The organism is Psychroserpens mesophilus (assembly GCF_050617655.1).
In the GTDB taxonomy this organism is placed as follows: Bacteria; Bacteroidota; Bacteroidia; order Flavobacteriales; family Flavobacteriaceae; genus Psychroserpens; species Psychroserpens mesophilus_A.
Map to the genome: position 1 here is coordinate 394603 of NZ_JBODQC010000001.1, position 12751 is coordinate 407353.

The 12751-nt window shown below is 33.6% G+C and carries 10 protein-coding genes; 7 read left to right on the top strand and 3 right to left on the bottom strand.

What is annotated here, in order from left to right:
* The first annotated feature begins 21 nt into the window (after positions 1-21).
* The 4 genes from ACRHNM_RS01735 (at position 22) to ACRHNM_RS01750 (ending at position 4162) form a co-directional block, all read left to right on the top strand.
* The gene (locus ACRHNM_RS01735; RefSeq protein ID WP_431134003.1) at positions 22-2025 is read left to right on the top strand and encodes a glutamine--tRNA ligase/YqeY domain fusion protein; all 2004 of its coding nucleotides are present in this window, start codon (positions 22-24) and stop codon (positions 2023-2025) included.
* 144 nt (positions 2026-2169) lie between these two features.
* On the top strand, positions 2170-2652 hold the full coding sequence (locus ACRHNM_RS01740; protein WP_431133024.1) for a DUF1761 domain-containing protein: 483 nt from the start codon (positions 2170-2172) through the stop codon (positions 2650-2652).
* 66 nt (positions 2653-2718) lie between these two features.
* The gene (locus ACRHNM_RS01745; protein WP_431133026.1) at positions 2719-3879 is read left to right on the top strand and encodes a GNAT family N-acetyltransferase; all 1161 of its coding nucleotides are present in this window, start codon (positions 2719-2721) and stop codon (positions 3877-3879) included.
* Positions 3880-3958: 79 nt separating this feature from the next.
* Entirely contained in the window at positions 3959-4162 is a 204-nt protein-coding gene (locus ACRHNM_RS01750) for a hypothetical protein (RefSeq protein ID WP_431133028.1), read from the top strand.
* A 31-nt stretch (positions 4163-4193) separates the two neighbouring features.
* Here the strand turns inward: ACRHNM_RS01750 and ACRHNM_RS01755 are convergent, their stop codons facing one another.
* Positions 4194-5120 (bottom strand): SPFH domain-containing protein, encoded by a 927-nt coding sequence (locus tag ACRHNM_RS01755; RefSeq protein ID WP_431133030.1) that lies wholly within the window; start codon positions 5118-5120, stop codon positions 4194-4196.
* A 76-nt stretch (positions 5121-5196) separates the two neighbouring features.
* On the opposite strand from ACRHNM_RS01755, the gene ACRHNM_RS01760 reads away from it, so the two are divergent.
* On the top strand, positions 5197-5880 hold the full coding sequence (locus tag ACRHNM_RS01760; RefSeq protein WP_431133032.1) for an outer membrane beta-barrel protein: 684 nt from the start codon (positions 5197-5199) through the stop codon (positions 5878-5880).
* A gap of 96 nt (positions 5881-5976) precedes the next feature.
* Here ACRHNM_RS01760 and gltX read toward each other — a convergent pair whose 3' ends face one another.
* Positions 5977-7554 (bottom strand): glutamate--tRNA ligase, encoded by a 1578-nt coding sequence (gene gltX / locus ACRHNM_RS01765; protein ID WP_431133034.1) that lies wholly within the window; start codon positions 7552-7554, stop codon positions 5977-5979.
* An 89-nt stretch (positions 7555-7643) separates the two neighbouring features.
* Positions 7644-8687: an alkane 1-monooxygenase gene (locus tag ACRHNM_RS01770; protein WP_431133036.1), complete on the bottom strand. Its 1044-nt coding sequence runs from the start codon at positions 8685-8687 to the stop codon at positions 7644-7646.
* Between the two features lie 120 nt (positions 8688-8807).
* On the opposite strand from ACRHNM_RS01770, the gene ACRHNM_RS01775 reads away from it, so the two are divergent.
* The gene (locus tag ACRHNM_RS01775) at positions 8808-12284 is read left to right on the top strand and encodes an ATP-binding protein (protein ID WP_431133038.1); all 3477 of its coding nucleotides are present in this window, start codon (positions 8808-8810) and stop codon (positions 12282-12284) included.
* Positions 12271-12681, top strand: coding sequence for an rRNA maturation RNase YbeY (gene ybeY, locus ACRHNM_RS01780; protein WP_431133040.1), 411 nt, complete (start codon positions 12271-12273; stop codon positions 12679-12681). Before ACRHNM_RS01775 ends, ybeY begins: the two co-directional genes overlap by 14 nt.
* Positions 12682-12751: the final 70 nt, after the last annotated feature.

Sequence of the window (12751 nt, forward strand, 5' to 3'; positions counted from 1 at the left end):
TTTGTCTATTATTTTAAAAACATGTCTGAAGAAACAAAATCGCTTAATTTTATTGAGCATATCATTGAAGAGGATTTAGCTAATGGATTATCAAAAGATAAACTTCGTTTTCGATTTCCTCCAGAACCTAATGGCTATTTACATATTGGTCACACCAAAGCCATCGGAATTAGTTTTGGTTTAGGTGAAGCTTATAATGCGCCTGTAAACCTTCGTTTTGATGATACTAATCCCGCTAAAGAAGAGCAGGAGTATGTTGATGCAATTAAACGGGATATTAAATGGTTAGGTTATACATGGGCAAATGAACTGTATTCTTCAGATTATTTCCATAAACTTTATGAATGGGCTGTTCAGCTTATTAAAGATGGAAAAGCTTATGTCGATTCTCAGTCTAGTGAAGCGATGGCAGAACAAAAAGGAACACCAACACAACCTGGTGTAGATGGTCCGTATCGCAACAGAAGTGTAGAGGAGAACCTCGACTTGTTTGAGCGCATGAAAAATGGTGAGTTTGATGAAGGCGAACACATTCTTCGTGCTAAAATCGATATGCAACATCCAAATATGCTAATGCGTGATCCAATCATGTATCGTATTTTAAAGAAGCATCACCACAGAACAGGAGATGAGTGGTGTATTTATCCAATGTACGACTGGACGCATGGTGAAAGCGATTACATCGAACAAATTTCACATTCCTTATGTTCGCTTGAATTTAAGCCTCATAGAGAGCTTTACGACTGGTTTAAGGAACACGTTTACGATTATGCTTCAGAAACGCTTCCTATGCTTCCTAAACAACGTGAATTTGCCCGATTAAATTTAAGTTATACCATCATGAGTAAACGAAAATTACTCAAGTTGGTTGATGAAGGTCATGTTTCTGGTTGGGACGATCCTAGAATGCCAACAATTTCAGGTTTACGTCGTCGTGGCTATACACCAAACTCTATTCGTCAGTTTGTTGAAAAGGTTGGTGTGGCTAAACGTGAAAATGTGATTGATGTTTCCCTTTTAGAGTTTTGTGTTAGGGAAGATTTAAATCAAACAGCGCCAAGAGTAATGGCTGTTTTAGATCCAGTAAAATTAGTTATCACTAATTATCCTGATGATAAAGAAGAATGGCTTGAAGCTGAAAATAATCCTGAAGATGAAAGTGCTGGTTTCAGAAAAGTACCTTTTTCTAAAGAACTGTATATTGAACGTGATGATTTTAAAGAAGAGGCTGGAAGTAAATTCTTCAGATTAAAATTAGGAGGTGAGGTGCGTTTAAAAAACGCATACATCATTAAAGGAGAAAGCGTTGTCAAAGATGCTAAAGGCAATATTACGGAGATTCATTGTACCTATTCAACAGATACAGAGAAGAAAGTCAAAGGAACATTACATTGGGTATCTATAAAACACGCTGTTAAGGCTGAAGTTAGAGAATACGATAGGCTCTTTATAGACGAAGCGCCAGACAGTCATAATGAGAAGGATTTTATGGAGTTTATCAACCCTAATTCTTTAAAAATTGTCGAAGCATATGTTGAACCAAGTCTTGCAAATGCTAAAGCAGGTGACCGTTTTCAATTTCAGCGTATTGGATATTTTAATGTAGATAATGATTCGACCTCAAATCATTTGATATTTAATAAAACGGTTGGTTTAAGAGATTCTTGGGCTAAACAAAAGCCTAAACCACAACAACATCAAAATAAGCCTCAGAAGTCTCAACAAAAGCGTCCAGCAATTGAAGTGATTAAACAGCTAGGTAAAAAATATACAAATCTTCCAGAAGCTAAGCAAGAAAAGTCTAAAGCTGAAATTTTAAAATTAGCAGAAGACATTAGTTATATGGAGTTGCAACCCTTATTCAATACAGCTGTAAAAAAAGCAGGTACTCGTATTGCAACCATGATTGCTTTAGGTGTGTTGCTTAAAAACGGACAAGAACGAAATGCCGATATTAATGCTTTTATTGATAAAGCTAAAGAAGATTCAAATGAACTCTTGGTAAAAGAGGCTAAGGCTGTTTAGTGCAAACCTTATAATTTTTAAAACCCATAAAAGCATTAATTTTATGGGTTTTCTTTTTAAAAAAGAAGACAACAAACGTTAAAAAAAAACCTAAATTCTTGATTTTAACTATATTTATTGCACTAACTATAATCAACACACATCATGGAATTTAATTTTTTAGCAATTTTAGTTGCTGCAATCGTACCAATAATTCTTGGATTTTTTTGGTATAACCCTAAAACATTCGGAATTCTTTGGGCAAGAGAAGCAGAAATGACCGAAGAAAAAATGAAAAGAGGAAATGTACCTGTTACTTTCATAGTATCGCTAATGCTCTCTTTTATACTTGCTTTTTTTGTTCAGATGCTTACCATTCACCAATTTGGAGCGATTGGCATGGTAGGAGGTGACCCATCTATCGCAGAACCATCTTATGAAGCCTTTATGGCAGACTATGGAAATGCTTTCAGAACCTATAAACATGGTGCGTTACATGGTGCTATGGCTGGAATATTTATGTTCGTTCCTGTTATTGCTATCAATGCCTTGTTTGAACGTAAAAGCTGGAAATATATTCTCATAAACGGATTATTCTGGACAGTAGCTATAACAATTATGGGAGCTATTGTTTGTGGTTGGGTTTAATTTTACAACATTCTAGAACTTTTAAAGGCTGATAACTTGAGTTTTCAGTCTTTTTATTTTATCATATTGATACACTTTAAATTATATTATTCTGCAACAGACTTACCTGAATCTTGGGACACACTTCCAGTGCAAGACCTATTTTTAAAAACCCCTTTTTTAAAAGCCTTAGAATTGTCTAGTCCATCTAATATTTCAACCTGTTTTTTAGGTGTTTTCTCTTCGGAAGTTTTAGTTGGTATTGCTATCATTCAACGTGTCGAAATGTATATAAATGATGTCTTTAGAAAAACTTCTAATCAGTTTTTTAAGCGCTGTGGAAAAGCTCTCATTTCAAAAATTGTTAAAGGCAATGCTTTAATTGTTGGAAACCTTATGCATACTGGTCAACATGGTATGTATTTTAATTCTGAAGCACTTCCTCAAAAGGCGTTTTTAAATGTAGTTTCTTTGGGTCTTGAAGAATTATCGCAGAGTATCAAACTTCAGTTTGATAAAAAAATAAGAATTGTAGCTTTTAAAGATTATTTTGAAAATGATTCTTTTAATCTAAATAAAGACTTTTTCAAAAAACAAAAACTATACAAAGCTCAAGCACAACCCAACATGATTTTAGAGATAAAACCTCATTGGTCTTCACCAGAAAAATATGTTGCTGACTTTAATAAAAAGTATAAAAGACGTTTTAAAACTGCTCGTAAAAAAAGTCAGAATATTGAATGTAGAGAACTTAAATTAGAAGATGTTCATCAACTTTCAGATACAATTTATACACTCTACGAAAATGTGTCTGATAACGCAGGAGTAAATTCATTTAAATTACATCAACATCATTTTTATCAACTTAAAAAAGAACTTAAAGATAACTTTAAAATTTTTGGTTATTTCTTAGAAGAACAACTCATAGGATTTTATTCTTTAATTAAAAATCACGAGACACTTGAAACTTACTTTTTAGGATATAATCACGATTTGCAACACCAGTATCAAATGTATTTAAACATGTTATTTGATATGGCTTTTTTCGGCATTCAACATCAATTCAAGCACGTTGTTTTTGCAAGAACAGCCATGGAAATTAAGAGTTCAATTGGTGCTAAACCTTATAACATGCACATTTATTTAAAACACACCAATAATATCATTGCTAATACGGTTTTAAAATTGGCTGTAAAATATGCTAATCCAGTAAGAGACTGGGACGAGAGACACCCTTTTAAAATGTGAAAGCAACGTTAAAACCTAATAATTGCTTTGCATTAGGTCTTTTTTTATGTACTTTAATTTGATAAAACTACACAACACAATGGAAAATACAAGTAAAATTCTTACCGAAATATCTGAAGTTACACGAGATATACAGGAGAATCATCCAGAACTTCAAAAATATCTGGATGAAACCAGAAGCACACTACCTAAGCCTTATAATGCCGATTCTACAGAGAAAGAACTTCAAAATTATTTAAACAGTTTAAAAGAAATGATTAACAAATACAAAGAAAAACATTAAAAAGCTTAAATGTTATCAATCACAAATTCAATTATTCATCGCTTTTCTTTTTTGCGTTTTTCATGGCTTCACCAATTTGATTACTTGCCGTAAAGCTAGCAACCATATCATTTAACATCTGACTTCCAGCTTGAGGTGAATTAGGTAACAAAATTAAATTACTATTGGTTTCACTACCAATAGCTTGTAGCGTATCATAATGTTGTGTCACTACAATTAAAGCTGATGCTTCTTGACTGTTAATTCCAACACGGTTTAATACATCAACAGACTCTTCTAAACCACGAGCAATCTCACGTCGCTGGTCAGCAATACCTTGTCCTTGTAGACGTTTGCTTTCGGCTTCCGCTTTGGCTTTTTCAACAATTAAAATACGAGCGGCATCACCTTCGTATTGCGCAGCAGTTTTTTCTCTGTCAGCCGCATTAATTCTATTCATTGCTGATTTCACCTGAGCATCAGGATCGATATCTGTGACCAAGGTTTTAATAATATCAAATCCATATTCAAGCATAGCGTCATTAAGCTCTGCTTTAACCGCTAATGCAATATCATCCTTTTTAACAAAGACATCATCCAGCTTCATTTTTGGCACTTCTGCACGAACCACATCAAAAACATAAGAGGTAATTTGGTCATGAGGATAATCCAATTGATAAAAAGCATCATAGACCTTACTTTTAATAACGCGATACTGAACAGATACTTTTAATCGTACAAATACATCATCTAAAGTTTTTGTTTCAATGATGACGTCTAATTGTTGAATTTTAAGGCTTAGTCTGCCTGCAATTTTATCAACTAAAGGGATTTTAAGCTTAAGACCAGACTGTTTAATGCTATGAAATTTACCAAAACGCTCAACAATTGCTGCGGTTTGTTGTTTAACAACGAAGAAAGACGAAATTAAAATAATTAAGCCGAAAAATAGAATTGGAATAAAAACGAATGAACCCATGACAGTTTTTTAAATGGTTAAGAAAATAATGAGTTACTAAATTAAGTTATATTTGTTCAAATCACATACTTTAAAGATGCAAAAAAAACAGTTTATACTATTAGCAGTGTTTTGTGTTGCTTTTATGACAATATCTTCAGCGCAGCATAAGCGATATACCATTAAAAATGGAATAGGACTTGTAGGAGGTCTTACCCAATACGATATTACAACCGATAATTTTAAAACTAAAAGCGGTTCAGGTTTTCTAGGCGGCATGATTGCAACTGTTGATATTCCTCAGAAATGGTTTACAGTGAGTTACGGCTTACAATTGTCGCAAAATTCTATTGAAATTGAAGGTCGTTCGTTAACAAACCCTCTTCAAGTTGAACAATTAGAATATGACCTAATGGCAGTACAATTGGCATTTATGCTCCACGTGAAACTACTTGGTAATCATATCACTTTGGATGTTGGACCACAATTACAGTATAATGGTCAATTAGATCTTAAAAGCAGTAATCAAGAAGGATTTTTAATTAATGGTTACGATACTCTACTAGCAGAAGACATAAGTGATATCTCTCCTTTTAATGTCAATGGAGTAGTAGGCGCATCAGCAGGAATAGGGAGTTTTAAGTTAAGAGCGACGTATAGTTATGGGTTTACTAATATATTTAGAAAACTTAACGACGAAGACTTAATTACCACACCTACTTCTAAAAAGTTTGAAGGCAATCAAACAATGTTGGCTGTTGCTTTAATGATTACGTTTTAAATATGTTTAAATGCTTTGTTGTCATTCAGAAGGCGGTATGACTGAAGAATCTCATAATAAAAATAGACTCTTCGTTATAACTCTGAACAACACTATTTAAGCTTTAGCAATCAAATTATCAATACGTGAAATGGTTTCCGCCTTTCCAATCATATAAATAATATCAAAGACATCAGGACCTTGTAATGCTCCAACAAGTGCTAAACGTAAAGGCATCATTACTTTTCCAAAACCAATTTCGTTGGAGGTTATCCAATTTTTAACAGCATCCTGAAGGTTTTTCACTGTAAAATCCTCAACGCCATCAACAAGCTCTTTAACCTTAGTTAAAATCTCAGCAGTGTCATCTTTTAAAGCTTTTTTAAGTGCTTTTTCATCATACTTAGATGGAGCAACGAAGAAAAAACCACTCAGTTCCCAAAAATCGCTAACAAATGTGGTACGTTCCTTAATTAAAGCAACTACCATTTCAACAAAATTAACATCGATGTCATTGTGAGGAGCTTGCGACGTGACAATTTTATTATTAGATTCTTCGGTTTTGCCCTGAATGACATTTAACTTATCATCAACAATTGACTTAAATTGTTTTGCCAAACTATAATTGTCTTGCTCTTGCATGTAGTGATGGTTAAACCATTTAATTTTATCAGGATCAAATCGTGCTCCAGCTTTATTAACACGCTCTAAGTCGAAAGCATTAACAAGTTCTTCTAAGCTGAAAATTTCTTGCTCTGTTCCTGGATTCCAGCCCAAAAAGGATAAGAAATTAACCATGGCTTCAGGAAAATACCCATCTTCTTTGTAACCTCTTGAAATATCTCCTGTTTTAGGGTCTTTCCATTCTAAAGGAAATACAGGAAAGCCTAATTTATCTCCATCACGCTTGCTTAACTTCCCTTTTCCTGTGGGTTTTAATATTAAAGGTAAATGCGCAAATTGAGGTGCTTCCCAACCAAAAGCGGCATATAACTGAAAGTGTAATGCTAAAGATGGTAACCATTCTTCACCACGAATTACATGAGAAATTTCCATTAAATGGTCATCTACAATATTTGCCAAGTGATAGGTTGGCATCCCATCACTTTTAAACAGTACTTTGTCATCAAGAATATTAGTGTCTATTTTGATATCACCACGAATAATATCTGTAAGGTGCAATGTTTCATCCTGAGGTGATTTAAACCGAATTACATAATCGTCACCAGCTTCTAATTTAGCGTTTACTTCGTCTTTAGAAAGTGACAAAGAATTACTCAATTTTAATCGGTTGTGCCAATTGTAGATAAAGGTCTTTCCTTTAGCTTCATGATCTTTTCTGTGGAAATCAAGAGTTTCAGAAGTATCAAAAGCATAGTAGGCATGCCCTTTTTCAATAAGTTCGTCCGCATATTTTTTATACAAGTGTTTACGTTCGCTTTGTCTATATGGTCCAAATTTTTCATTTCTATTCGGTCCTTCGTCAAATGGTATATTGCACCAATCTAAAGACTCAACGATATAATCTTCAGCACCTTCAATATAGCGGGTTTGATCAGTATCTTCTATACGAAGCACGAAGGTTCCATTATGTTTTTTTGCGAATAAATAGTTGAAAAGTGCTGTTCTAACACCTCCAATATGTAAGGGTCCTGTTGGGCTTGGTGCAAATCGCACGCGAACGTCTGTGGTCATGGTTTTTGTTTTGAAGGTGCAAAGATAGAATAGAGTTAAGGAAAGAACAAAGAAAATAGGACAAAGACGAAATGGTTTGAACGTTTATCTCAACATAAAATCATTTCCTTTGGTATCCGTTTATTCATAATGCGAAACCATAATGGTGGAATCATAGCCAAAACCATTGAGGTTGGATACCCAAATGGCATTTGCGGACTCTCATCATGGCAATCTAAAATCTGATATTTTTTTGAGGATTTAAAATGATGATCACTATGTCGTGTTAATTCGTAAAGCACAATTCTTCCTATAACATGATTAGAATTCCAGGAATGCATTTCTTTTACGCGTTCATATCGACCAGACTTGGTTTTTAATCTTACTAAACCATAATGTTCAATATAATTTACAGATTCCAGGAGTAAAATTCCAACAATTGCAGATGAAAAAGCGAAAAGTAATCCAATCGTGCCGAAAACAACTAAAATGGCTAATAGATAGCTAATTTGGAATAAAAGAAACCAAAGCATGTCATTTTTTAAAGAAAGAAATCCTTTTTTGCTGTTTTTTAATAGTTTTTTTTGAATTTTCCATGCGTTCACATATTGGCGAAAAATGGACGTAAACCAGAATGAATACACACTTTGATTATATCTGGCTGTAGCTGGATCTTCAGGTGTTGCAGCATGCAAATGGTGACCAAAATTATGTTCAATATAAAAATGCATGTATTGCGCAGGTAAAAGTAATGCCTTTCCAATAAAACGCTCATTTGTGGTTTGCCTGTGACCGAGTTCATGTGCTACATTGATACCATTAACACCTAAAACGATACCAACAGACAGAATCATTCCGACAAGTTCATAAGTTTCAACGGTTGTTATCGATGCCTGATATATTCCAAAGAATACTAATCCGTAAACAACAGGTAGATTAAGATACAGCATCCAGTCAAAAACAGTTTTTTTTAGTTTGTCTTCGACGTCTTCCGTAGATAAGTTATCGGTACTTACAGGAAAAATAAGCTCAAGTAAAGGAATCATTACAAATGCATAAACAGGTGTTAGAAACACAAAATTTCCTTTTAAAAATAGTCCAATAAAGGCAACTGCAGGAATCGAGAATGCAGTGAGATATTTAAGATCTTTCATAAAAATAATATTACGAGTTTGTCTTTATTTTAACGCAACTCCTCGAAATTAACAGAATCTTACCAAATTTAGGCATTTGCAGGTTAAAATAAAATTGTAGTTTAGTGAGTTAAATAGTTAATGTTGAATAATTTCAAAACCATACAATCTAAATTAGAGCAATTCATTAGACGATACTATACTAATGAATTAGTTAAAGGCGCTATTTTATTTTTTGCCATTGGCTTTCTGTATTTAATTGTGACATTATTAGTTGAGTATGTCTTATGGTTAAATCCTACGGCAAGAACTATTTTGTTTTGGGTGTTTATAGCTGTTGAATTAGCCTTATTTGCTAAATTTATTGTTTTTCCTCTGGCTAAATTATTTAAGCTTCAAAAAGGAATTGACCATGAAGAAGCGTCCTTTATTATAGGTAATCATTTTCCAGAAGTAAGTGATAAGCTACTCAATGTACTTCAATTGAAGCACAACAAAACGCAATCTGAACTTTTGGAAGCAAGTATCGAACAAAAATCATCTGAATTAAGTCCGATTCCTTTCAAATTAGCCATTAATTTTAAAAAGAACACGAAATACCTAAAATACGCAGCAATTCCGATTGCTATTTTATTGATATCTTATTTTACAGGTAAAATTAATTGGTTTAGTGATAGTTATGAACGTGTTGTGAATTACAAGACAGCATATGAGCCACCAGCACCTTTTCAGTTTTTTGTTGTTAATGAAGACATGAATGCTATTGAAAACAAAGAATTTAAACTCTTTGTAAATACAGCTGGTGAAGTGGTTCCGGAAAATGCTCAAATTCATTATAACGGACAATCTTATTTTTTACAACAATCTGCTCCAGGTCAATTCGAATACCTGTTTCCTCAATTAAAAGATGCATTAAGCTTTAATTTATCAGCTAATGAAGTCCGTTCAAAAGAGTATAGTATCAATGTAACTAAAGTACCAACTTTAGTGAATTTTGAAATGGTGTTGGATTATCCTGCTTATACTCAAAAGAAAGATGAGGTTTTAAAAAGTACAGGCAGTTCAACCATTCCTGAAGGCACAAATGTGACATGGAAGGTGTCTACACGATCTACAGACGAAGTTGCGCTTTATGCAAAAGACACCATTAATTTTGACAACCTCAATCAAGGTAAATTTGAAGCATCTAAGCAAATTTTTAACAATACAGATTACAGCATTAGTACAAGTAATAAAAACTTAAAAGATTATGAAAACCTTGCCTTTTCTTTAAACGTTATTAAGGACAGCTACCCTGAACTTAATTTAAAGATGGAAAAGGATTCTTTAGACAATCAAACCCTTTATTTCTTTGGTCAGGTTAGTGATGATTACGGACTTAGTAAATTGCAGCTGGTGTATTACCCTTCCACAAATCCTAACGAAAAATCTTTTGAGCCTATACCAGTCGCTAAATCAAATTTTGATGAGTTTGTCAGTGCGTTCCCAAATCAGCTGAACTTAACAGATGGCATTGATTATGAGTTTTACTTTCAGGTTTTTGATAATGACGCCCTTCATAATTATAAAAGCACCAAGAGTACCGTTTATAATTATAGAAAATTAACGAAAGAAGAAGAAGAGGAAAAGCAACTTCAGGAGCAAAATGAAACCATTAAAGACATAGGAAAAACATTTGATAAGCTCAAAGAACAAGACAAGCAACTTGAAGAGTTTTCTAAAACCCAAAAGGAAAAAGAGGAGCTCAATTTTAATGATAAAAAGAAGTTTGAAAATTTCTTAAAGCGACAGAAAGAGCAAGAACAACTCATGCAAAATTTCAACAAAAAGTTGAAAGACAACCTTGAGGAGTTTCAAAATGAAAATGAAGAAAAAGACCAGTTTAAAGAAGATTTAAAACAACGTCTTGAAGAAAACGAAGAACAACTTAAACAAGATGAAAAGTTGTTAGAGGAGCTTGAAAAAATGCAAGAGAAAATCCAAAAGGAAGAACTCTCTCAAAAACTTGAAGAATTAGCTAAACAAAATAAAAACAAAGAGCGCAGTTTAAAACAACTTCTGGAACTGACCAAACGCTATTATGTAGCTAAAAAAGCTGAAAAACTTCAGCAGGAATTAGAACAATTAGCTGAAGAACAAGAAAAACTTTCTGAAGAAAGTGAAGAAAACAATACAAAAGAAGAGCAAGAAAAGTTAAATAAAAAGTTTGAAGACTTTCAAAAGGAGATGGATGCGCTTCAAAAAGAAAACAAGGAGCTTAAAAAGCCTATGGAACTTCCTCAGGATAAGCCTACTGAAGAATCTATAAAACAGGATCAGCAAGAGGCCACAGATGCTTTAGAACAAAAGGAGAAAGAAGCTAAAGATAAGAAAGAGGCTGGCGAAAAGGGTGAACAAGGTGAAAAGCAAGAGCAAGGTGAACAACAGGACAGTCAACCTCAAGACTCACAACAAAAAGCCAAAAAGAAACAAAAGCAAGCCGCAAAAAAAATGAAGGAAATGAGTGGTCAGATGGCTCAGATGATGCAAATGGGAGGAGGCAATCAAATGCAGGAAGATGCAACAATGCTAAGACAGGTTTTAGACAATTTGGTATTGTTTTCTTTTGATCAGGAAAATCTAATGGATCAATTTAAAAGCATTGAAATTAACCATAATGAATATGGAAAGTTTTTAAGAAAGCAGAGTAATTTAAGAGAACATTTTGAGCATGTTGACGATAGCTTGTTTGCCTTGTCATTAAGACAACCTAAAATTTCAGAACAAGTTAATAAACAAATCACAGAAGTATTTTTTAATATTGATAAATCCCTCGGACAATTATCTGAAAATCGTTTGTATCAAGGAGTTGCAGCCCAACAGTACACAATTACAGCTACCAATGAGCTGGCGAACTTTTTGAGTGATATTCTCGATAATATGAATGCTCAAATGAACCCTTCCATGGGACAAGGAGGAGGAGATATGCAGCTGCCAGACATCATCATGAGTCAGGAACAACTCAATGAACAAATGAAAGATGGCATGAAAAAAAGCCAGCAAGGAAAACCTAAGGAAGGAGAAGGTGAGAAAGAAGGAGAAGGAGAAAAGGAAGGCGAAAGTGAGAAGTCTAAAAAAGGAAAAGAGGGAAAGCAAGGTAAAGAAGGTGAAGGTGGAGAAAACGGAAACTCTCAAGGTGAAGGTGAAGGAAGTAACGAAGATTTAAATGGTGAGTTGTATCGTATATATCAGCAACAGCAACAGCTGCGTCAGGCATTAGAGAATAAATTAGGTGAACAAGGTAAGCAAGGTCAGGGTGAAAAACTATTAAAAGATATGGAAGAAGTTGAGTTGGACTTAATCAATAAAGGCTTCACAAACCAAACACTTCAAAAAATGATGGACTTACAACATCAGTTGTTGAAAATGGAAAATGCGACATTTATGCAAGGTGAAGATCATAAGCGTAAGTCTGAAACAGATAATACTTCATTTAAGAATACCACAAATAATAAATTACCAACAGCTAAAGAATATTTCAATACTACTGAAATTTTAAATAGGCAAGCATTACCTTTGCAGGACGTTTACAAAAAGAAAGTTCAAGAGTATTTTAAGAAAACTAATGATCAGCTTTAATTACGAAACAAATTTTGAGTTACCATATGAACAGGAATATTCATCATGGATTTCTAAAGTTATAACTTCTGAAAATTGTAATGAAGGTGAGATAAACTACATCTTCTGTGATGATGACTATTTACTAGATATTAATATTAAGTATCTAAACCATGATACCTTTACAGATATTATAAGCTTTGATTATTCGGTAGGAAAAGAGCTACATGGAGATATTTATATTTCTATAGATCGTGTCAAAGAAAATGCTAAAGATTTTGAAGTACATTTTAAAGATGAAATCAGAAGGGTAATGGTGCATGGTGTTCTCCACTATTGTGGCTATAAAGACAAGTCAGAACACGATCAAGAACTGATGCGTTCTAAAGAGGATTTCTACATTAGCCAGTGGTCTTAGTATATTAAGATTTCGACGTATATTTGCAAACTTTATTTCTGCGGAAGCAGAGAGTTCATTCTAAAGAAAA